Annotated in this window: 16 protein-coding genes; 13 read left to right on the top strand and 3 right to left on the bottom strand. The window is 55.3% G+C overall.

Features of this window, described 5'->3' with window-relative positions; translation table 11 throughout:
* The first annotated feature begins 3 nt into the window (after positions 1 to 3).
* The 7 genes from WA411_RS07195 (at position 4) to prpD (ending at position 9,787) form a co-directional block, all read left to right on the top strand.
* The gene (locus WA411_RS07195; protein WP_291910487.1) at positions 4 to 1,584 is read left to right on the top strand and encodes a glucan biosynthesis protein; all 1,581 of its coding nucleotides are present in this window, start codon (positions 4 to 6) and stop codon (positions 1,582 to 1,584) included.
* A gap of 111 nt (positions 1,585 to 1,695) precedes the next feature.
* Positions 1,696 to 2,376 (top strand): GntR family transcriptional regulator, encoded by a 681-nt coding sequence (locus tag WA411_RS07190; protein ID WP_069183448.1) that lies wholly within the window; start codon positions 1,696 to 1,698, stop codon positions 2,374 to 2,376.
* Between the two features lie 65 nt (positions 2,377 to 2,441).
* Positions 2,442 to 3,329, top strand: a complete 888-nt coding sequence (gene prpB, locus WA411_RS07185; protein ID WP_222464645.1) for a methylisocitrate lyase — start codon at positions 2,442 to 2,444, stop codon at positions 3,327 to 3,329.
* Positions 3,330 to 3,370: 41 nt separating this feature from the next.
* Positions 3,371 to 4,501: a bifunctional 2-methylcitrate synthase/citrate synthase gene (gene prpC, locus WA411_RS07180; RefSeq protein ID WP_153637437.1), complete on the top strand. Its 1,131-nt coding sequence runs from the start codon at positions 3,371 to 3,373 to the stop codon at positions 4,499 to 4,501.
* The gene (gene acnD, locus WA411_RS07175) at positions 4,498 to 7,095 is read left to right on the top strand and encodes a Fe/S-dependent 2-methylisocitrate dehydratase AcnD (protein ID WP_291910479.1); all 2,598 of its coding nucleotides are present in this window, start codon (positions 4,498 to 4,500) and stop codon (positions 7,093 to 7,095) included. The genes prpC and acnD overlap by 4 nt, the downstream gene beginning before the upstream one ends.
* Entirely contained in the window at positions 7,092 to 8,270 is a 1,179-nt protein-coding gene (gene prpF / locus WA411_RS07170) for a 2-methylaconitate cis-trans isomerase PrpF (protein ID WP_291910481.1), read from the top strand. The genes acnD and prpF overlap by 4 nt, the downstream gene beginning before the upstream one ends.
* Positions 8,271 to 8,302: 32 nt before the next feature.
* Positions 8,303 to 9,787, top strand: coding sequence for a 2-methylcitrate dehydratase (gene prpD / locus WA411_RS07165; RefSeq protein ID WP_291910483.1), 1,485 nt, complete (start codon positions 8,303 to 8,305; stop codon positions 9,785 to 9,787).
* Between the two features lies 1 nt (position 9,788).
* On the opposite strand, the gene WA411_RS07160 is transcribed toward prpD, so the two are convergent.
* Complete coding sequence (locus tag WA411_RS07160; protein ID WP_291910485.1) at positions 9,789 to 11,783, bottom strand: PA14 domain-containing protein; 1,995 nt, start codon at positions 11,781 to 11,783, stop codon at positions 9,789 to 9,791.
* 272 nt (positions 11,784 to 12,055) lie between these two features.
* Here WA411_RS07160 and carB point away from each other — a divergent pair, with 272 nt between their 5' ends.
* A complete protein-coding gene (gene carB / locus WA411_RS07155; RefSeq protein ID WP_336119307.1) occupies positions 12,056 to 15,271 on the top strand; it encodes a carbamoyl-phosphate synthase large subunit in 3,216 nt (1,071 codons plus the stop codon).
* A gap of 4 nt (positions 15,272 to 15,275) precedes the next feature.
* On the opposite strand, the gene WA411_RS07150 is transcribed toward carB, so the two are convergent.
* A complete protein-coding gene (locus tag WA411_RS07150; RefSeq protein WP_336064811.1) occupies positions 15,276 to 16,316 on the bottom strand; it encodes an ExeA family protein in 1,041 nt (346 codons plus the stop codon).
* A gap of 20 nt (positions 16,317 to 16,336) precedes the next feature.
* Positions 16,337 to 17,245, bottom strand: a complete 909-nt coding sequence (locus WA411_RS07145; RefSeq protein WP_336064810.1) for an XrtA system polysaccharide deacetylase — start codon at positions 17,243 to 17,245, stop codon at positions 16,337 to 16,339.
* 270 nt (positions 17,246 to 17,515) lie between these two features.
* On the opposite strand from WA411_RS07145, the gene WA411_RS07140 reads away from it, so the two are divergent.
* The 5 genes from WA411_RS07140 to WA411_RS07120 are packed head-to-tail and all read left to right on the top strand — an operon-like array spanning position 17,516 to position 23,402.
* A complete protein-coding gene (locus WA411_RS07140) occupies positions 17,516 to 18,922 on the top strand; it encodes a TIGR03013 family XrtA/PEP-CTERM system glycosyltransferase (RefSeq protein ID WP_336064809.1) in 1,407 nt (468 codons plus the stop codon).
* Between the two features lie 2 nt (positions 18,923 to 18,924).
* Positions 18,925 to 19,599 carry an XrtA/PEP-CTERM system exopolysaccharide export protein gene (locus WA411_RS07135; RefSeq protein ID WP_336064808.1) on the top strand — a complete coding sequence of 225 codons (675 nt, stop codon included), beginning with the start codon at positions 18,925 to 18,927 and terminating at the stop codon, positions 19,597 to 19,599.
* Positions 19,599 to 21,170, top strand: a complete 1,572-nt coding sequence (locus tag WA411_RS07130) for an XrtA system polysaccharide chain length determinant (protein WP_336064807.1) — start codon at positions 19,599 to 19,601, stop codon at positions 21,168 to 21,170. The genes WA411_RS07135 and WA411_RS07130 overlap by 1 nt, the downstream gene beginning before the upstream one ends.
* On the top strand, positions 21,170 to 22,048 hold the full coding sequence (locus WA411_RS07125) for a polysaccharide biosynthesis protein (protein ID WP_336064806.1): 879 nt from the start codon (positions 21,170 to 21,172) through the stop codon (positions 22,046 to 22,048). The genes WA411_RS07130 and WA411_RS07125 overlap by 1 nt, the downstream gene beginning before the upstream one ends.
* A 4-nt stretch (positions 22,049 to 22,052) precedes the next feature.
* Entirely contained in the window at positions 22,053 to 23,402 is a 1,350-nt protein-coding gene (locus WA411_RS07120; protein WP_336064805.1) for a hypothetical protein, read from the top strand.
* Positions 23,403 to 23,416: the final 14 nt, after the last annotated feature.

The following is a 23,416-nucleotide window of genomic DNA, read 5'->3' as shown; positions in this document are numbered from 1 at the left end:
ATGATAGAGCGAAGAACACTGCTAAAGGTGCTGCTCTCTGCGTTCGGTGTGGGTGCTCTGCCCCTATCAGCTTTCGGTTCCGGAATCTCCCGTGCGGCAGGCGGCTCTATGCAGGGGTTCAGCTATGCCTGGCTAAAGGGCCGAGCTCGGGCGCTGGCAGGCGAGGCTCATGTTTCCATCGAAGGCCAGTTGCCTCGAACCCTTAAAAACATTTCCTGGGACGATTACCAGGCCATCGCTTTCCGAGCTGACCAGGCCCTTTGGCGTGGCGATAATACTGCTTTCCAGATCCAGCTGTTTCATCTTGGGCTGTATTTCCAGCAGCCCGTAAAAATCCACGAGGTCATTGATGGCGAGGCCAGTGAACTGGCGTATCGACAGGACCTTTTTCGATACAGGGGAGAACAGCCTCTGGGCGATCTGCCCGAGGATCTCGGCTACGCGGGCTTTCGGGTTCACTACCACAACAACTTTGCCCTGGATCTGGCTGCCTTCCTGGGCGCCAGCTATTTCCGGGCAGTAGGCTCGGAGATGCAGTATGGTCTTTCTGCTCGGGGATTGGCGATTGATACCGGCATGAATAGGAAGGAGGAATTCCCTCGTTTCTCGGAGTTCTGGCTGGAGAGGCCGGCTCCGGGCAGTCAATTGCTGCGTGTCTGGGCCTTGTTGGATTCCCCCAGCACCACCGGCGCCTACGCGTTTGTTCTCGACCCCGGGCGTAACATGGTTATGGATGTCGATTTGGCGCTCTACCCGAGAACCGAAATCACCCGGGCCGGCATCGCCCCGCTGACCAGCATGTACCAGGTGGGGGAAAATGACGATCGCATGGGCTACGACTGGCGCCCGGAGATACACGATTCCGACGGCCTGGCCATGCGCAACGGCAACGGTGAATGGTTGTGGCGACCACTGGTGAACCCCGTCAGCCTCCGGTTCAACAGTTTCCAGGATAACAATCCCGCAGGCTTTGGCTTGATGCAACGGGACAGGAATTTTGACCACTACCAGGATGACGGTGTGTTCTATGATCGGCGTCCCAGCCTCTGGGTGGAGCCCCGAGGAGATTGGGGACGTGGCAGTGTTGACCTGGTGGAAATTCCCACCGTGGATGAAACCTTCGATAACATCGTTGCTTTCTGGCACCCCGAAGAGCCTCTGTTGCCAGGCAGGGAGTACCTCTACAGTTACCGCTTGCACTGGGGGGCGCAGGCGCCGGTGCGGCCCTATGAGTTGGCCACGGTGCAGGCAACGCGGACCGGGCTGGGCGGTGTCGTGGGCCAAAAGCGCACCTACTTTTCAAGGCGTTTTGCGGTTGATTTTGCTGGCGGTGCCCTGGAGATGCTCAGCAAGGACGCGGATGTGGAGCCGGTTATCAGTGTGAGCCGCGGAGAGGTTGAAATCACGTCCGCCAGACCATTGTCTGCAATCGACGGTTACCGGGCCATGTTTGACCTGGTGCCGGATGACTCGGTTGAACCCATCAATATTCGACTGTACCTCAGGCTGGGCAACGAGGCGCTTACCGAAACCTGGCTTTATCAGTACACCCCGCCACCTGTTGCTGAGCGAAAGCTCTATTGATTGATTGGATCTATTGTAAACAATCAGAGGCTCAATTTAGCCAATATTGTTGACAATATGGCCACTCAGGCGTAGCTTTTCTCAAAATCAATCAGGTTTTGTTGACAAACTATGTCTGAGTTACTGTCTCCTACCTATACCCGCGCCGATGAGGCCTTCGATTGTCTGCAAACGGCAATCGTGAAAGGCGAGCTGGCCCCGGGCGAAAAGATCGGTGAACTGGAGCTTTGTTCCCGGTTCGATCTCACCCGCGGCCCGCTCCGGGAAGCCCTGGGCCGCCTTGAGTCCCGCGGCCTTCTGGTGCGCCGCCCCCATGCCGGCGTCAAGGTGGTTTCCGTCAGCGCCTCCGAGCTGATGGAGCTCTACCGCATACGTGAAGTCATGGAAGGACTGGCCGCCCGCCAGGCAGCCGAGCGCATGACCGATCAGGAAATCGCCGACCTCCAGGCGACACTCGACACCCACGAACGCATGATCGACGAAGCCCAGGGCCAGGCCTATTACCAGGCCGAAGGCGACTATGACTTCCACCACCGAATCGCCACCGGTAGCCGCAACACCAAACTGGCCCAGATGTTGTTGGGTGATCTTTACTACATGGTGCGCATGTACCGTTACCGGCTAAGCACCTCCACCGGGCGCCCCAAGCGGGCTCTCGGTGAACACCGCCGTATCGTCGAGGCCATCGCCCAGCGCGACGGTGAACTCGCCGAATTTCTGATGAAACGTCATATCAACGCAGCAAGACAGAACATCGAAAAGAAAATCCAGGAAGGCGAAATCACCATCTAACGTAGGTCGGATTAGCCAAAGGCATAATCCGACAACAAGAATCCAAAAGAGAAGAGGCCAACACCATGACAAACAAACTCAGCCCCGGCGCCCGCTTCCGCAAGGCGCTCAAAGACAACCAGCCCCTGCAGATTGTCGGCACCATCAACGCCTATGCCGCCATGATGGCCGACAAAGTGGGCCACCAGGCCATTTACCTGTCTGGCGGTGGTGTCGCCAACGCCTCCTACGGCCTGCCGGATCTGGGCATGACCACCATGAACGATGTGGTCGAGGATGTTCGCCGTATTACCGCAGCTACCGACGTACCGCTGCTGGTCGACATTGATACCGGCTGGGGTGGCGCCTTCAACATCGCCCGTACCATTCGAGAGATGGAACGTGCCGGGGCAGCAGCTGTCCATATTGAGGACCAGGTTGCCCAGAAGCGCTGTGGCCATCGTCCGAACAAGGAAATCGTATCCCAGGAAGAAATGGTCGACCGCATCAAGGCCGCTGTGGATGCCCGTGAAGACAAAGACTTCTTCATCATGGCCCGTACCGACGCCTTCCAGAAAGAGGGCCTCGAAGCTGCCATTGAGCGCGCCAAGGCCTGCATCGAAGCTGGCGCTGACGGCATCTTTGCCGAAGCGGTCACCGAGCTTGAGCACTATAAAGCCTTCTCTGAAGCCCTGGACGTGCCCATCCTGGCCAACATCACCGAATTCGGTGCCACGCCTTTATACAACCGGCAGGAACTGGCCGAAGCCGGCGCCGACATGGTTCTATACCCGCTGAGCGCCTTCCGCGCCATGAACAAGGCGGCCCTGACTGTTTACCAGAACATCCTGGAGAAGGGCGACCAGAAAGACGTGGTAGACCTGATGCAGACCCGGATGGAGCTGTACGATTTCCTGAATTACCACGATTTCGAGCAGAAGCTGGACCAGCTGTTTCAGCAGAGTAAAGGTTAATCCGACAGACACCCCAAACAAGATAACGATGGGAGACAACAATGGCTGAAGCAAAACAACTGAGCGGCGCAGGCCTCCGAGGCCAGGTTGCTGGCGAAACCGCCCTGTGTACCGTTGGCAAGAGCGGTGCCGGCCTGACATACCGCGGCTACGACATTGCCGATCTGGCTGAAAAAGCCCAGTTTGAAGAAATCGCCTACCTGCTGCTGCGCGGCAAACTGCCAAATCGGCAGGAGCTGGATGCCTATACCAAAAAACTCCAGAGCCTGCGTGGCCTGCCGGCTGCCCTGAAAACCGTGCTTGAGCAGATCCCCAAAGACGCGCACCCGATGGATGTGATGCGTACCGGCTGCTCCATGCTCGGTAACCTGGAAACCGAAGAAGATTTCAGCGAGCAGGACGACAAGATCGACCGCATGCTGGCGGTGTTCCCGTCCATCATTACCTACTGGTACCGCTTCGCCCACGAAGGCGTTCGTATCGAAACCGAGAGCGACGTGGACTCCATCGGTGGTCACTTCCTGGAGCTGCTGCACGGCAAGAAGCCCAGCGAACTGCACGAGCGCGTCATGAACGTGTCGCTGATCCTGTACGCCGAGCACGAATTCAACGCCTCCACCTTCACCGCCCGCGTGTGTGCCTCAACACTGTCTGATATTCACAGCTGTGTGACCGGCGCCATCGGTTCGCTCCGTGGTCCTCTGCACGGCGGCGCCAACGAGGCGGCCATGGCCCTGATCCAGAAGTTCAAGACCCCGGAAGAGGCCGAAGAAGGCCTGATGGGTATGCTCGAGCGCAAGGAAAAGATCATGGGCTTCGGCCACGCGATCTACAAAGAGTCCGACCCGCGCAACGCCATTATCAAGCAGTGGTCCAAGAAACTGGCGGAAGAAGTGGGCGATACCGTGCTGTATCCGGTCTCCGAGCGTTGTGAAGAAGTCATGTGGCGCGAGAAGAAGCTGTTCTGTAACGCCGACTTCTTCCACGCATCCGCCTATCACTTCATGGGCATTCCGACCGAACTGTTCACCCCGATCTTTGTGATGTCCCGGGTTTCCGGCTGGACCGCCCACGTGAAAGAGCAGCGCGCCAACAACCGCATCATCCGCCCAAGTGCCGATTACACAGGCCCGGCGGATGCCAAGTGGGTACCGATTGAGGAGCGCCCATGAACACCGAATATCGTAAACCGTTACCAGGCACCGACCTGGATTATTTCGACACCCGCCAGGCCGTGGAAGACATCCAGGCCGGCGCGTACGAAAAGCTTCCGTACACCTCCAAGATCCTGGCGGAGCAACTGGTTCGCCGTTGCGATCCGGAGATGCTCACGGACTCTCTCAAGCAGCTGATCGAGCGCAAGCGCGACCTGGACTTCCCCTGGTACCCCGCTCGCGTTGTGTGCCACGACATCCTCGGCCAGACCGCCCTGGTGGACCTGGCCGGCCTGCGTGATGCCATCGCAGAGAAGGGTGGTGATCCTGCGAAGGTCAACCCGGTAGTGCCGACCCAGTTGATCGTGGATCACTCCCTGGCCGTCGAACACGCCGGTTTCGAAAAAGACGCGTTCGAGAAGAACCGCCAGATCGAAGACCGCCGCAACGACGACCGTTTCCACTTCATCAACTGGACCAAGACCGCGTTCAAGAACGTAGACGTGATTCCTCCCGGCAATGGCATCATGCACCAGATCAACCTGGAGAAAATGTCCCCGGTGGTTCAGAACCGCGATGGTGTTGCTTTCCCGGATACCTGTGTCGGCACTGACAGCCATACGCCGATGGTTGACGCCCTGGGCGTTATTTCCGTTGGTGTAGGCGGCCTGGAAGCCGAGAGCGTTATGCTTGGCCGTGCTTCCATGATGCGCCTGCCGGATATCGTGGGCGTTGAACTGACGGGCAAGCTGCAGCCTGGCATTACCGGTACCGATATGGTGCTGGCCATCACGGAGTTCCTGCGTAAAGAACGTGTGGTTGGCGCCTACCTGGAGTTCTACGGTGAAGGCGCTGACAGCCTTACCGTTGGCGACCGTGCCACCATATCGAATATGACTCCGGAATACGGCGCCACCGCCGCGATGTTCTACATCGACGGCCAGACCATCGATTACCTGAAGCTGACCGGTCGTGAAGACGAGCAGGTCGCTCTGGTTGAGAAGTACGCCAAGGAAACCGGTCTCTGGGCCGACAGCATGAAGAACGCTGAATACGAGCGCGTGCTGAAGTTCGACCTGTCCAAAGTGACCCGTACCCTGGCTGGCCCCTCCAACCCCCATGCGCATCTGCCAACATCCGAGCTGGCAGAACGCGGCATCGCCGGTGAATGGGAGCAGGAAGAGGGCAAGATGCCGGATGGCGCGTGTATCATCGCTGCTATCACCAGCTGTACCAACACCAGTAACCCCCGCAACATGGTGGCTGCAGGCCTGATCGCCCGTAACGCCAACAAGCTGGGGCTGACCCGCAAGCCATGGGTGAAGACCTCCCTGGCGCCGGGCTCCAAAACGGTCAAGATGTACCTGGAAGAAGCCAAACTGCTGCCGGAACTTGAGCAACTGGGCTTCGGTGTGGTGGCCTTCGCCTGTACCACCTGCAACGGCATGAGTGGTGCCCTGGACCCGAAAATCCAGCAGGAAATCATCGACCGAGATCTGTATTCCGTGGCGGTGCTCTCCGGTAACCGGAACTTCGACGGCCGGATTCACCCCTATGCCAAGCAGGCGTTCCTGGCCTCACCCCCGCTGGTGGTTGCCTACGCGATCGCGGGCACGATCCGTTTTGATATCGAGAAAGATGCGCTGGGCTACGACCAGGATGGCAATCCTGTCACCCTGAAGGACATCTGGCCGGACGATGCGGAAATCGATGCCATCGTGAAATCCAGCGTCAAGCCGGAGCAGTTCCGCAGCACCTACATCCCGATGTTCGACATCACCCGGGATGCCCAGGCCAACACCAACCCGCTGTATGAGTGGCGTCCGCAGAGCACTTACATCCGTCGCCCGCCGTATTGGGAAGGCGGTATGGTAGGTGAGAAGACCCTTAAGGGCATGCGCCCGCTGGCGGTGCTGCCGGACAACATCACCACCGACCATCTGTCGCCCTCCAACGCGATCCTGATGAACAGCGCAGCCGGTGAATACCTGCACAAGATGGGCGTGCCTGAGGAAGACTTTAACTCCTATGCGACACACCGTGGCGATCACCTGACCGCCCAGCGTGCCACCTTCGCCAACCCGAAACTGTTCAATGAAATGGTCCGGGACGAAAACGGCAACGTGAAGCAGGGTTCCCTGGCGCGGATCGAGCCGGAAGGCAAGGTTACCCGCATGTGGGAGGCCATCGAGACCTACATGGAGCGCAAACAGCCGCTGATCATCATCGCCGGCGCCGACTACGGGCAGGGCTCCTCCCGCGATTGGGCCGCCAAAGGCGTTGCCCTGGCGGGTGTAGAAGCGATTGTCGCCGAAGGCTTCGAGCGGATTCACCGTACCAACCTGATCGGTATGGGCGTGATGCCCCTGCAGTTCGAGGAGGGCACTACCCGTAAGACACTCGGCATCGACGGCACCGAAACCTACGACGTGGAAGGCACCCCGGCGCCCCGCGCGGAGCTTACGCTGGTTATCCATCGGAAGAACGGTAGCACTGAGCGCATTCCGGTTATCTGCCGCCTTGATACCGCTGAAGAAGTGTCCATCTACAGCGCAGGCGGTGTTTTGCAGCGGTTTGCGGAGGATTTCCTGCAATCGGAAGGTGCGGCATGACACACCAGCCACAAATCAAAATCCCCGCCACGTATATGCGTGGCGGCACCAGCAAGGGCGTCTTTTTCCGGCTCAAAGATCTGCCGGAGGCGTGCCAAACCCCGGGCGAAGCCCGGGATAAACTCCTGCTGCGAGTCATCGGCAGCCCGGACCCCTACCAGAAGCAAATTGACGGCATGGGCGGCGCTACCTCCAGCACCAGCAAAACGGTGATCCTGGCCGATCCCACGCAGCCGGATCACGACGTGGACTACCTGTTCGGCCAGGTCTCCATCGACAAGCCGTTTGTGGACTGGAGCGGTAACTGCGGCAACCTTACTGCGGCTGTCGGCGCTTTTGCCATCAACAGCGGTTTTATTGCCAAAGAGCGGATCCCGGAAAACGGCACCTGCACCGTCCGCATTTGGCAGGCCAATATCCAGAAAACCATCGTTGCCCACGTGCCCATCACCAACGGTGAAGTGCAGGAAACCGGCGATTTCGAGCTGGACGGCGTGACCTTCCCGGCCGCCGAAGTGCAGGTGGAATTCATGGACCCCGCCGATGGCGAAGGCTCCATGTTCCCCACCGGCAACCTGGTGGACGACCTGGAAGTGCCCGGTGTAGGCACCCTGAAAGCTACCATGATCAACGCCGGAATCCCGACCATTTTCGTGAACGCTGAAGACATCGGGTACAAGGGCACCGAGCTGCAGGACGACATCAACTCCGATCCCAAAGCCCTGGCACGGTTCGAAACCATCCGGGCCCACGGTGCGGTGAAAATGGGGCTGATCCAGAATATCGAGGAAGCGGCCAACCGCCAGCACACCCCGAAAGTCGCCTTCGTGGCGAAGCCTTCGGATTACGTATCCTCAAGCGGCAAGAACATCGGGGCAGGGGACGTAGACGTTCTTGTTCGCGCGCTCTCCATGGGCAAGCTCCATCACGCTATGATGGGCACGGCTGCAGTGGCTATTGCAACCGCTTCGGCGGTTCCCGGAACCCTGGTGAACCTGGCTGCGGGCGGTGGCGACCGAACCCATGTGACCTTCGGGCATCCCTCCGGCACCTTGCGCGTTGGCGCGGAAGCGAAGGAAGTGGATGGCCAATGGACCGCAACCAAAGCCATTATGAGCCGCAGCGCGCGGGTTTTGATGGAAGGTTGGGTGCGGGTGCCTGGCGATAGCTTCTGACCGAATCTATAGTGGGGGCAAGGAGGCCCCCTATGTCTGCAACATTTGATCTCAACGAACGTCCCGATTACGACGAAGTTCTGCAACAAATTGCGGACTACGTTCTCACCTATGAAATAACCAGTGAAGAAGCCTGGAAGACAGCTCGCTACTGCCTGATGGATACGCTGGGCTGCGGCCTGCTCGCGCTCCGTTTTCCTGAATGCACCAAACACCTCGGCCCAATAGTGGAGGGCACCAGTGTCCCTCATGGTGCTCGCGTGCCCGGCACGCCATTCCGGCTTGATCCGGTGAAGGCTGCCTGGGACATCGGTTGCATCGTTCGCTGGCTTGACTACAACGACACATGGCTGGCGGCTGAATGGGGGCATCCATCGGACAACCTGGGCGCTATCCTGGCTGTTGCAGATCACCTTTCGCAGAAACGGGTTGCTGAGGGCAAAGAACCGTTAACCATGCGAACCGTTCTCGAAGCCATGATCATGGCCCATGAGATCCAGGGTGTTCTGGCACTTGAGAACTCCTTCAATCGAGTAGGGTTGGACCACGTAGTGTTGGTCAAAGTCGCCTCCACAGCCGTGGCTGCCAAGGTGATGGGCGCCAATCGCGAACAAATGCTGTCTGCATTATCCCATGCCTGGGTAGACGGCCAGTCTCTCAGAACCTACCGCCACGCTCCGAATGCAGGTTCCAGAAAATCCTGGGCAGCCGGTGACGCTACGTCACGCGCTGTCCGTCTTGCAGATATAGCAATGCGTGGCGAAATGGGTATTCCTGGAGTGCTGACAGCACCCCAATGGGGCTTCTACGACGTGCTGTTTAGCAAAACCAATAAAGACCAGAAGCTTAAGCCCGAGGGAAAAAGGGAATTCTCGATTCCACAGGACTTTGGCTCCTACGTCATGGAGAACATCCTCTTCAAGATATCCTTTCCCGCTGAATTCCATGCCCAGACGGCTGCTGAGGCTGCAGTAACGCTTCACCCAGAGGTGAAAGATCGGCTTGAGGAGATAGAAAGGATTGTCATCACCACCCATGAGTCCGCCATTCGCATCATTTCCAAGGTCGGAAAACTCGCAAACGCCGCAGATCGGGATCACTGCTTGCAATACATGACGGCCGTACCGTTGATTTTTGGCAATCTTACCGCCGAGCACTACGAGGATGATTTCCATGAAAGCAACCCAATAATAGAGACGCTTCGGGAAAAAATGGAAGTCGTGGAAGATGAGCGCTACACGCTGGAATACCTTGAGCCTGATAAACGCTCGATCGCCAATGCGTTGCAGGTATTCTTCAAAGATGGATCAAGCACGGAACAGGTGGCCGTCGAATACCCCATAGGTCACCGGAAACGCCGCAAGGAGGGGATGCCGTTGCTCGAACAAAAGTTCAGGGCAAACCTTGCAACCCGTTTCCCTGTGCAGCAGTGCAGGGTGATTTCCGAGCTTTGCAATGAGAAGAACACTCTGGAAAGCACCCCGGTTCATGAGTTCGTTCAGCTGTTTTCGATCTAAGTCATTGAATACTATGCGTCAGTATTTGTGAGTTCTCGCTTGTAAGTCCGTCTGTGTCGATGACCCTGATGGCAAAATACCATGTGCCGGGGCTCAAGCCGGTTATCTCGGCGCTGGTCTGACTGCCATCGACCGTGATCGTATTGGATAGGCTCTCGGGAGAGCTGCCATAGAGAATTTCATAACTCTGAATCTCGCTTAATGAGATCGAACTACCATCAACGCGAGTCAATGGCGCCGTCCAGCTCAAGGTTGCGGTGCCAGTTTCAGGCTGGGAGGTGACCGGTGTGCTGGTTGAACCGTCATCAACCGTGGGGCTTTCTGGAGAGGCTAGCGGTTCGAGGGTCCACGGGCTCAGTGATGAATTAAAGGCATCTATATTGGTGACGCCGGAGTTGTTATTGATCTCCGAAGCATCGTCTCTCCATGGCGACAGTCCATTGCGGAGCTCCCAGGTGTCAGGGATCCCATCTGCATCGGTATCTGTTTCCGATGGCACGCTGAGGTCAGGTGAGCGTATAACATCACCAACCACTAATTCGGTTCCTGTTGAATCGTCCAGGATAGACAGCTGGGCCACGGCTGCACCTCCCCGCTCGTAATACTCCATCAAGACATCGACGTTCTGGCCGGGTTCGAGTGACACCGTTGTCGTGTAGACTGTTGCACCCTGATCCCGCCACGCAGAGATGCTTGGTTCTCCTGCAACATAGAGTCGAGTGCCGTCGTCAGTCCGGACTCTGTAAGTGTAACTTCTGCTTCCGCTAGAATGGGGTGCTGTAAATTCACCAAACCACCGTGCACTGAAGTAATCGCTCGGTTGACCTTCCGCGAAAGACCCGGAACTTGACTGGAACTGAATGTTCTCGTCGTTGCGGGCGGACAGGAATCGGTCGAAATTAATGCCGTCGAAGTATTGTCCGGCAAACCCCCTGGCATAGGTGAGGTCAGAGATGGGTTCGGCCTCTGGTATCGATTCGCTGTCAGTTGGGTTTGTACCTGCAAGGTATTCTTCAAGATTGGTGAAACCATCGCCGTCAAGGTCTCCCTGAGCATCGGAAGGATCGAGAGGATCAATTCCAAGAGCAAATTCGTCACCGTCCGGGATTCCGTCACCATCTGTGTCGGGATTGTTCTCTGAACTGCCCAGTAAAAATTCGTCGGCAGCAACCAGTAAATCGTTATCGGGATCGGAGTTGGCGTCAGTGGGGTCTGTGGAATCCAGGCCGTGAGCGATTTCCCAATTGTCATAGATCCCGTCCCGATCCTCATCCAGAGGCGGAAATCTGGGATTGAAAGCAAGGCCTTCTGTGCCATCGAGAAAGCCTACTGAATATCCTAGTCTGTAGCTTTCTTCCGCCCCTTGCTCCGACAACCCTGAACCGGGCTCACCGGCAAAACTGGCGATGTGTTCTCCAGAGATGATTTCGCGGCTCAACCCCGGTCCTTGCCAAGCCACGCCAAAGTGGTCGCCGCCATAGCCTTCTTTATGAAGGATTTCAAAATAATATCGTTTGCCGGCAGCCAGCTCGATTTCGGCGGACGCTTGGGAAGCGTATTTGGTGTAGGCCAACGCAGCGGTGTATCCGGGTACCTCGGCCACAAGTTGCTTTGAACTGGTATCAGCGGAAGAGCCCAGCCAGAATTCGGTTTCATTATCTCCGCTGACAAAAAACGTGTAGGCGCCTGTCGCCGGAGGAAGAATGTAGCCCCTGACAAGTGAACCATAATTGCTTCCTCGCTCTGGTGCGCGGCGAAGCTCATTCAACAGCTCGATCGAGTCAGGGTTCTCAGGAAATGCATCATTGGAAATCAGAGCTTCGACTGAGTTGCCCGAGATGTTATCCCAATAAAACACCTGAACTTCGCCGGGATTACTCGAATCCGGAAGCGCGGCCGGCGGTGGGAGTTTTTCGATGTCCAGTATTCGCCAGGTTTGACAACCTGATAGAAACAGAGCCGAGCAAAGCAAAATATACGGGATAAAGCGCGGCATGGTGACTCTCCCTTGTCAGAAATAGCATCCAGACAGGGAAAGTATCGTTTCGAGGTCGAGGTAGTGCCACTTTCATGCAGGAACGTTTTGGTATTTCCAATAGGCCTTTAGATCACAGGCGCCTAAACGGCTGTAACCGCAACTGAGCCCTTGAACGGGCTACACAACTCAGTTTACAGAAGCTATCTTCAAGCTATGCAAGGACCCAAAAACACAGGAGAATACACCGGTCCACGAGTTTGTGGTGTCATTCGTTATCTAAGTAGAGAAGCGTGCCAAAACGTACCGACATCCAAAGCATCCTGATCCTGGGCGCCGGCCCCATCGTGATCGGGCAGGCGTGCGAGTTTGATTACTCCGGAGCCCAGGCCTGCAAGGCGCTGCGCGAAGAGGGCTACCGGGTCATCCTGGTGAACTCCAACCCGGCCACCATCATGACCGACCCGGTCATGGCCGATGCCACTTACATCGAGCCGATCACCTGGAAGACTGTCGAGAAGATCATCGAGAAAGAGCAGCCGGATGCGCTGCTGCCGACCATGGGCGGCCAGACCGCACTGAACTGCGCCCTGGATCTGGAGCGCCACGGCATCCTGGAAAAACACGGCGTGGAAATGATCGGCGCCAACGCGGACACCATCGACAAAGCCGAAGACCGGGACCGCTTCGACAAGGCCATGAAGAAGATCGGCCTGGAATGCCCCCGCGCCACCATCGCCCACTCCATGGAAGAAGCCTGGAAAGTGGCCGACGACATCGGCTTCCCGTGCATCATCCGCCCCTCCTTCACCATGGGTGGCTCTGGTGGCGGTATCGCCTACAATCGCGACGAATTCGAAGAAATCTGTACCCGTGGCCTGGACCTGTCGCCCACCAACGAACTGCTGATCGACGAATCCCTGATCGGCTGGAAAGAGTACGAGATGGAAGTTGTTCGCGACAAGAACGACAACTGCATCATCGTCTGCGCCATCGAGAACTTCGACGCCATGGGCGTGCACACCGGGGATTCCATTACCGTGGCCCCGGCCCAGACTCTCACCGACAAGGAATACCAGATCATGCGGAACGCCTCCCTGGCGGTCCTGCGTGAGATCGGTGTGGAAACCGGCGGTTCCAACGTCCAGTTCGGCATCAACCCGGACACCGGTCGTATGGTCGTGATCGAGATGAACCCGCGGGTGTCCCGTTCCTCGGCGCTGGCCTCCAAGGCCACCGGCTTCCCGATCGCCAAGGTCGCCGCCAAACTGGCCGTGGGCTACACCCTGGACGAACTGCGCAACGAAATCACCGGCGGCGTCACCCCGGCCTCGTTCGAACCGTCCATCGACTACGTGGTCACCAAGATCCCGCGGTTCACCTTCGAGAAGTTCCCCCAGGCCGACGCCCGCCTGACCACCCAGATGAAATCCGTGGGTGAGGTCATGGCCATCGGCCGCACCTTCCAGGAGTCCCTGCAGAAAGCCCTGCGCGGCCTGGAAGTAGGCTCCGAAGGCTTTGATGAAAAGCTGGAAGAGCTGACGTCTGAAAACGCCCGGGAAACCCTGACCCGGGAACTGAACGTGCCGGGAGCCGATCGTGTCTGGTACATCGGTGACGCCTTCCGCGCAGGCATGAGTGTCGAGGACGTGTTCGCCCACACCAAGGTGGACCCCTGGTATCTGGTGCAGATTGAAGACTTGATCAAAGAAGAGCAGGCCCTGAAGAGCGCCGGCAAGGCCGACATCGATCAGGCCACCCTGTTCCGCCTCAAGCGCAAGGGCTTCTCCGACGCCCGCCTGGCCAAACTGCTGGGCATCTCCGAGGTAAGCCTGCGCAAGCTGCGCCATGACCTGGGCATCCGCCCGGTGTACAAGCGCGTGGATACCTGCGCCGCCGAGTTCGCCTCCGACACCGCCTACATGTACTCCACCTATGAGGAAGAGTGCGAGGCCGACGCCAGCGATCGAGAGAAGATCGTGGTCATCGGTGGTGGCCCCAACCGGATCGGGCAGGGCATCGAATTTGACTACTGCTGTGTGCACGCGGCCCTGGCCATGCGTGAGGACGGCTACGAAACCATCATGATCAACTGCAACCCGGAGACCGTGTCCACTGACTACGACACCTCCGACCGGTTGTACTTCGAGCCGATCACCCTGGAAGACGTGCTGGAAATCATCCACGTCGAGAAGCCCAAGGGCGTGATCGTCCAGTACGGCGGCCAGACCCCGCTGAAACTGGCCCGTGGCCTGGAAGCGGCCGGCGTACCCATCATCGGCACCAGCCCGGACGCCATCGACCGCGCCGAGGACCGGGAACGGTTCCAGCAGATGATCCAGCGCCTGGGGCTGAAGCAGCCGGAGAACGCCACCGTGCGCAGCCACGAGGAAGGCATCTTGGCGGCCCGGGAAATCGGTTACCCACTGGTGGTTCGCCCGTCCTACGTGCTGGGCGGCCGGGCCATGGAAATCGTCTATGACGAGGAAGAGCTGGTGCGCTACATGCGCAACGCGGTGCTGGTCTCCAACGACAGCCCCGTACTGCTGGACCACTTCCTGAACGCCGCCATCGAGGTAGACATCGACGCCATCTCCGACGGTAAAGATGTGGTGATTGGTGGCATCATGCAGCACATCGAGCAGGCTGGCGTGCACTCCGGCGATTCCGCCTGTTCACTGCCGCCGTACACCCTGTCCCAGCAGGTTCAGGACGAGATGCGCGATGCGGTCAAGAAGATGGCCATCGAGCTGGACGTGATCGGCCTGATGAACGTGCAGCTGGCCTGGCAGGACGGTGAGATCTACGTGATCGAGGTAAACCCGCGAGCCTCCCGGACCGTGCCGTTCGTCTCCAAGGCCATCGGTGTGTCCCTGGCCAAGGTCGCCGCCCGTGTGATGGCTGGCAAGACCCTGGCCGAACTGGGCTTCACCCAGGAAATTATTCCGCGTTACTACGCGGTGAAAGAATCGGTATTCCCGTTCAACAAATTCCCGGCGGTGGACCCGATCCTGGGGCCGGAAATGAAGTCGACCGGTGAGGTCATGGGCCTGGGTGACAGCTTTGATGAGGCCTTTGCCAAGGCTGAATTGGCGGCCGGTGAGGTTTTGCCGCGGGCGGGCAAGGTATTCGTTTCTGTTCGGGATGAAGACAAGGCCAACATTGTAAGGTTGGCTAATCAGTTTTTACACTTTGGCTTCGGCTTAGTCGCAACGAGTGGGACGGCGACTTATTTGTCTGAGCACGGTGTTGCCGTGGAACGGGTGAGTAAAATCGAGGAGGGACGCCCTCATGTTCTGGACATTATTAAAAACCGTGAGATCCAACTAATCGTCAACACGACCGATGGACGAGCAACCATCGCAGCTTCAGCCGAACTTCGAAGACTGGCATTAAGGATGAAAATCCCGATGGCAACAACTTTGGCTGGCGCCGAAGCCTACGCCCGGGCAATAGGCTTTGGCGACCTGATAGAGGTCCGGGGGTTGCAGTCATTAGACCGAAGTTAACCTTCTACTTCCTGCCTGGGGAAAGGGGTTTTACATTGTCAGCCTGGCTGTGCCGATCTGCATGAGTCTTCTCTTCAGGAACCATTTTTGCCAGCCGACTATCAATTCGTTCGAGTGCTTCTGCGATTCTTATCAAAGCAGATTCCGAGCTTACTGATGCTCCGTGGCTCTGGGGCATCTGATGGTTAACAAAGGACTCTTCTTTTTTCTTTCTGGTTTGTCGTTTTTGGCTCGTTTCTGGGGAATCCTCCCCAAGGAGGTCCTTTCGGATTCCCTTGAGATCAAACGGATCGATAAAAGGCCGGTCTTCGGAGTATGCGCACATCATCATACCGTCGCATAACTTGTTGATCAGCCGTGGAATCCCTTTGCTCAGTTTGTGGATTTCAGCCACGGTGTCCTGGTCAAACAGTTTGTTACCACCATGCCCGGAGACAAGCAGGCGGTAATCAATATATTCTGCAGTTTCTGCCGCTGTAAGACCTTCCAGATGGAAAAATAGTTTAACCCTTTGTGAAAGCTGTGGAATCGCGGAAACGGCTTGTTTCAGCTCCGGCTGTCCCAGCAAGATCACCCTCATGGAGGGCCCCCCCATACTCTCCATTCCCGTCAGCATGCGAATATCTTCCAGGTTTTCCCGGGTCAGGTTTTGGGCCTCATCAATGGTCAGTACCACAGGTGTGCCTGCCGCTGCCATTTTCTCCAGATATTCAGTGATCTGGAACAGCATGGCGACTTTGCTGTCATCTTCGACTTTCATTCCCGCTTTACGAAGGATCAGCCCAAAAAGGTCCTTGGATTCGAGGTTGGTATATGAAATGTTGAGAAGCTTCAGATCACCGTCGAGATTGCGAATGGTTTTCTTCAACAAAGTGGTTTTGCCTGAGCCGATTTCCCCACTGATCACAACAAACCCCTCAGAACTCCATATGGCGGAGGACATGTAAACATAAGCACGGGAATGCTGCTGGCTCATGTAGATGAAGTCGTCTTCCGGGGTGATGCGAAATGGGTGTCTGTGCAGACCGAAAAATTCCAGATACATCGTAAGTTCCTGTCCTTGACCTAGGCCAAGCGAATCATTTGATTGCTTCGCAAAAGGGTTTTATCCGGCTCGTAGGCATTATAGCTTTCGCTTACTGTGCCAAAACGGAAATCCTGGAGCAGCCTTTCCAAGCGACCATAGCAGCGGTCAAGATTGGTGTAGTGGCGGAAGCGAGAGAACCAGCTTGCATTGTTGTAACGAGGTTGGTCCGGATCAATCTCCCAGGGATGCAGGTAAAACATCTGAGGGCGATCCCCAAAGCCTGAGGCATTGCGGAACAGATATCGAAAAACAGGATAGGGAAATTGACGAAAATAGCCGCCACCGGCTGCGGGTATTGCCATCCCCATTACGTGAGCGGTAGTCAGCGGGAATTCGCGGATAATACTGCCGTTTGTCGTTTCAATCGAGTAAGGGGCTGATGGCGAATCCGGGATGCCATATCGGTCATGGCGGATTGGAAATATACTCGAATCCCAATGGAAACCAGCCTCGCTGAGAATGTCGAGGGCCCAGAGAGAATCTCTTGTGATCGAATAGCTGGCGGCCCGGTACCCGTTTACCTCGCGACCGATGATATCTTCCAAAAGGGCTTTGGAGCGAAGGGTTTCCTCGCGAAACGTCTCCTGGGATTGATTGTAAATGAGCTGGTGGCTGTACCCATGAGAGGCAATTTCGTGGCCGTGATCCGCCAACTTTCTGATCAGCTTTGGAAATCGATCGGCGACCCAGCCAAGAACGAAAAAGGTTGCCTTGACGTTATGGCGGTCAAAAAGCTCCAGAAGACGTTCGGTGTTTCGTTCGACACGGCTAGGCAGAGTATCCCATTGATCAGGGCGGATGACCCCAGACAATGCTGCAACGTGGAAGTAGTCTTCCACATCGATACTCATTGCGTGCAGCGGTGATTTTCCTTCCGGGCTCGACATGGGTACTCCTTCCCAATTCAACACCAAGTAGGACGATTTTCACCCAGCTCTCTGCCAAATACAATTTTAGATGTTGTCAAAAACCAACTGAAATATAAAAGAATGTAAAACTGTGTTACATAAAGATACAATACGGTTGAGATTGCCGGGTGCTCGGCGCAGAATGATTCAGATGAAAAAAGGGATCCGGTGGTAAAGGGTGAGTAACTGCCGGGAGAATTAGATGTTGGTCTGTCGCTGATTGTCGAACAGACGACAAGGAAGTTCAGCGTGTCGTACATACGTTTCCGAAAACACTACCTGCACATCCCGTATCTGGTACTAGGCGTACTGGAGTTTTCGGTTCTCTTTGCCATTTTTTCGCTTTTAACGCTTTTCCTTTCGCTTGCGGGCGTCGACCACGCTCCGATGAATACCGATATTATCTCAGCCTTCCTGTTTGCTCTTGTCCTAAGCTGTGGCACTTTGGCTATGGGTGGCTACCTTGCCATGGTCCATGAGAGCTTGTCCTCGCTACTCTTCCGGACTCTGGTCGCCTATTGCTTCGTTGGCGGTATCGGACTGACGGTCGTCTACGTTCTTCTGCCCTCCGCTGATCCGGGCAGCGCCAACCTATTCTGGGCTGTCATATTCGCGTCAATGGTAGTTATTCTGCTTCGCCTTGCCTTTCTTCGGATCGTTGATTCCGAGCAGGTGGTCCGGCGCGTGGTAATCTTTGGCGCCGGCGACTTTGCGGCTTCCCTGCTGGATGAATACGAGCGGAATATGCGGGCTTTGGGAATCCGGATTATCGGCTGTGTTGCGGATAATCCGTCTAAAGCTGTTGCTGAAGATAAGCTTGTACCAACCCCTTACGATTTCTATCAATTCTGCCGCCAGAATAATGTGTCCGAAATTGTGGTTGCTCAGCAGGAACGTAGACGCACAGAAGGTGGTTGGTTACCTGTGCCGGAATTAATGGAGTGCAAACTTCGTGGTATTGCAGTTACCAACGGCCTTGATTTCTATGAGCGGGAGCTGAAAAAGGCAAAGTTGGATATGGTCCATCCATCATGGATTGTATTCTCAGAGGGGTTCAAAGCATCAAAGAGCCGCGCTTTCGCGAAGCGTCTGCTTGATCTCGCTATCAGCCTGAGCCTACTCGCAATCATGTTTCCGTTTATTGTGCTTACAGCTTTGGCGGTGTTTATAGAAACGGGGCGACCCATTCTTTACAGTCAAAGCAGGGTGGGCATGCTTGGCAAGGAATTCCGTATTTATAAATTCCGCAGCATGCGTCAGGACGCAGAGAAAGATGGCAAGGCCCGATGGGCTTCGGCAAACGACGACAGGATTACCCGGGTCGGGGCCTTTATTCGCAATACCCGTTTAGACGAACTCCCGCAGATCTACAATGTGATCAAGGGTGAAATGAGTATCGTTGGGCCCCGCCCGGAACGCCCGGAGTTTGTATCCGAACTTAAGGAAAAGATCCCTTTTTACGACACACGACATTATGTCAAGCCTGGCTTAATGGGCTGGGCACAGCTTAAATATCCTTACGGTGCATCGGTCGAGGATGCCAAAGGTAAGCTTGAGTACGACCTTTATTATTCAAAGAATCACAGCTTCGTCATGGATTTGTTGATTATGATTCAGACGGTAGAGGTGGTTCTCCTGGGCAAAGGTGTACGTTAGAGATGATTAACAGAACAACAGGGATTTGGAGAGCATTTATGGGTACGTTCACGTCTTTTAGGGCCGGATTGGTTGCTTTTATGGTTCTGATCCTTGGGGGGTGTTCTGGTCTCCCGTCTTCAACGGAAATGCCACCGGTCTCGGAGCTGGACCCCGAGCCGTATCAGATTGGTGTCGGCGACACGATTTCGATCCATGTTTGGCGGAACCCGGAGCTCGGGCAATCCATCGTTGTGCGGCCGGATGGATTTATTTCTATGCCTTTGATGGGTGATGTAAAAGCGGAGGGCAAAGAACCCGAAGCTCTGGCCTCTGAAATCAGTGTCGCTCTGGGTGAATATATCCGTACACCCGAAGTGACCATTATGGTAACCAGCCCGGCAAGCAAGGAGTTCCGGAACCGTATCCGTATTACCGGCCAGGTTGCACAGCCTCAATCGGTGGCTTTCCAGCCTGGCATGACGGTTCTCGATATTGTATTGATCGCCGGAGGTGTGACTGATTTTGCAGCAGATGGTCGGGCCGTTCTGCATCGCCAGATCAACGGTGAATACCAGAGTTTCGTCCTGGATCTCGACGCCATTCTTACAGACGGTGATATGCGCACCAACCACGCATTGCAGCCGGGCGACGTAATCAGTGTTCCGCGCAAGCAATTATTTAGAGGCGAGCTCTGATGGACATCCAGTTCATTCTCGATACCCTGCGTGCAATAAAGCTTGAGCTTTTTCGGCACCGAGTGGCGGCGGCGGTAATATTTATGGTCGTAACCGCCGGGGTGTTGATGGTGGGCTATGTAACACCCAAAAGTTATACCTCCGAAGCTGTTCTCTACGCTGACCAGTCGAATATTCTCCAGCCTCTGTTGAGAGGTCAGGCTGAGGTTACTCAGCTCGACAGGATCAATGAAGCCCGGGAAATGATTCATAGTCGTTCTTTCCTGGAGCAGGTGGCTATGGATACTGGCATGCTTCGGGGTGGGGAAACTGATATCGAACGGAACAACACTATTTCGGAGCTTAGAAAGGATATTGCGCTCCGGGTTTCTAATCGCAACTTTCTGGAGCTGACCTACACCAGCGGTAGCCCAGATCAATCATTCCAGGTATTAAGCTCAGCTCTAGACCGGTTTGTCGAACGAACAGTCCGTAAAAAACGCTCCGAGAGTCAGGGGGCATTCGAGTTTATCGATTCACAGGTTAAATCCTATCAGCGCCAGTTGGAGGAGGCTGAACAGCGCCTAAAGGAATTCAAAGCCAATAATCAGGATGGCACCGAAGGCAATGTGCAGGCCAGGATTGAGAATCTTCGCCGGGATATCGAAAACCTGAAGCTGGAAATACAACAAACCGAATCCGAGGTTCAACTGACCAGAGCCCAACTCGAGAAGGAAGAACCGGTCCGGAGAATTACTGTTGACCCAGGAAAATCATCGGCAGAACGTCGTCTGGCGGCACTCAGGCAAGAAATGGATTCGCTTTTGTTGCGTTTTCACGAGCGGCATCCAGATGTAGTTAGCATCAAGGATCAGATCGCCGACCTGGAACAACAGGTGTCCACGCAGAGTGATGACAGCAGGGAAGGCAGCGTTACAGAAGTATTGGAAAATCCTGTTTATGAGAATCTGAAGATTCAGTTGGCAGACAGCACGACGAGGCTTGCTGTTCAGAAAAACCGGCTTGCATCTTTGGAAAGATTGCTCAATGAAGCGTTTGACCGTTCTCAACGTGTCGCAGAGAACCAGGCTCAATTGTCAGAGCTCACCAGAGATTACGACGTTACCCGTGATGTTTACGAAGACATGTTGCAGCGGAGGGAAAAGGCTCGGCTGTCGATGACATTGGATGTTCAGGGTGAGGGAGTCAGCTACAAGATCCAGGAGCCGGCGTCCTATCCCACGCACTGGGATGGATTGCAGTTATACCAGGTTGGTCTTGCAGGTCCTTTCCTCGGCAGCGCCATGGTGATTGGGTTGCTGACGTTGCTTGTAATGTTTGATCAGAGAGTGCGTTCTCCCAGAACTCTACAACTCGCGCTCCCGGAGAGCATTCCTGTTATCACAACTATTCCTCACTATCGCAGCACATGGAAAGACAGACTTCTGAGGAAAGACGTTCTTATCATTCTGTTTTTGCTCACTATCTTTATGATTGGGTATTTGTCAGTCCTCCTGTTCAGTGTAATGGGAGTTACTCCTGATCAGTTGGTTAACAAAATTGCAGAGTTGGCAGGCCTCGGGAGCAGGTAATGGACGACAATAAACTCTACAAGGCGCTGCTCAAGAGTCAGGATGAACAACGCCGTCAGTTGGAACTTAAAAGAGGGGAGGCGAAACCGGAGGAAAATTTCAGGAAAGAGCGCCCGTATGCCGGCTCCGATCGCGTGAATCCCAACTGGGTGAGGGTTGACGTTGACGAACGTGAACACCCACCGACAGTTTATGACTCTTCCGTTTCGCTTGAACTTATCGGAAATCCGAAGCCCTGGACACGCGAACAACTCCGGGAACGGAAGATCATATTTCCCGGAATGCCGGACAAGGAAGTGATGGATGCCTATCGGGAATTGCGGATCCAGCTCAGGAATCGGGCCGGTGAAGGTAATTTCGTGGTTATGTTCAGCAGTCTTGGCAATCGGGTGAATTCCGTTCTTACGGCATTCAATCTTGCCGCTTCGTTTGCCATGGACTCTCATACCTCAGCGCTTCTGGTCGATTGTGACCCATACAACAGTGGCCTGAATGATCTTGTTTCTACCAAAATGAACTCTGGTGTAACCGATTTCGTGGCGGACAAGGCACTTTCAATCAAGGACATCCTGTATCCAAGTGGTGTCGCGCGTTTGAGTGTTATACCGGCCGGCACCCAGGCGTCCTCTGCTGTCGAGCTGTTCGCCGCGGTTCGAATGCGTGACCTTATTGCTGAGTTGAAGGCACGCTATCCTGATAGATGCATTATTCTCAATGCGCCACCATTCAGGGAGAGCACAGAAGCGAGGATTCTAGAACGATTCGCCGATCAGATAGTATTCGGTGTTCCGTTCGGAGATGTTACTGCGGAAACGATAGAAGATTCAGTCGATATTCTGGGATCCGATAAATTCTCAGGCCTGGTTTTTCAGGAGTAAGCATATGGATCTGAGAAACCGGAAAAAAGCTCGCTTTCTGATTTTCATGTCGTTTTCTGCCTGCATCTTGCCAAACACGGTCGTCGGCCAAAGCCTGAGTGAAAACGTGACGCAGATTTCAGGCTCAGGTTCCGTCTTTACAGCTATCACCCACACTCGCACCGACAATGCCACCGGAACAGATACAAACACCGAGCCCAGTGTAGGTGTATCGGGTAGTCTTGGGGGGCAGGTCGAGAGTGGGGCGAATGCACTCGCGCTTCAGTACGGCGGGACTTTGGAAACCAAGCGTGATCTCTCCGGAGGCGATCAAACCGACTCAAGCTCAGTAACGGGCGCCTCTAGGTATTCTCATTTCGATCCGGCCAGCCGCTTCGACTTTAATCTGGGCCACACGGTCAGTTCTGTTCGAAATAACACAGGCTTCGTTGTCAATCCTTCCAGTTACGACACTCAGAATACTCTGAGCGCAGGTGCAGGGTTCAGGTTCTTTCCAGGTGACCTATCAATCCTTCGGTTCTCTGGCCAGGCTGGCAAAAGCTTTGGCAGCGGAGATCTCAATGACAAAGAATCTTTCACAGCTTCGAGTGAGTTCTCCCGCAGACTAAGCGAACGGTCAACGGGAAGTGTCATTGGTAGTCGTAGTTGGTCTAACGATGACGGAGTAGATATAACCATCGACTCTGCACAGCTTGTGTTTGAACGTTCATTAGAAAGCGGAACCTTCAGCATTGGTGCAGGCGCGAGCAAAGCCGATACAGAATTTCCTGATGGCACAGTTACTGAAAGTGATGCTGGCACGGGTTTTCTTGATCGCACCTGGATTGCAAGCGATTGGCGAACGTCGGTTCAATACAACCGCAGGCTGTCAGACAGCGCAACTGACCTCTCGTTAGACTTCCCGGAGATCTTTGATTTCTTACCGGACACGATTCGAATACGAGACCTTGTGGTAAGCGATTCCGTTCTCGTTACCCACAACACATCAAGGTTATGCAGTGCTTGCACGCTAGGGGTTGCAGCAGAAGCTGCCCTGTTTGAGTCTGAGATAACCGGCGCTACTACCCATGAATATACGGCAAGTGTGAATCTGGGATTTGAACTCACGACCCTGCAGCGTTTGAATTTTGCCTACATCTGGCAGGGTGACGCAGGCGAGGAAGCCGGAACAATCATTGATCAGATCCACCGTTTTAATGCGAGCTGGACACGGCAACTGGCGGAAGACACCTCATTCAGCGTGCAATTCAATCAGTCGTATCTGAGAAGCCGGATAGCGAGAAGCGACCAGGAGCAGTTTGTATTGCGTCTTGTTCTTACCAAAGGTTTTTCGCTCACTGGCCAGCCGAAGTAGGCGCTTGAGAGACT

Origin of the sequence: Marinobacter sp. CH_CUG1437-1 (genome assembly GCF_037029655.1) — a bacterium.
GTDB classification, from domain to species: domain Bacteria; phylum Pseudomonadota; class Gammaproteobacteria; order Pseudomonadales; family Oleiphilaceae; genus Marinobacter; species Marinobacter salsuginis.
Note: the sequence above shows the minus strand (reverse complement) of the source record. Positions and strands in the feature narration are given on the sequence as shown.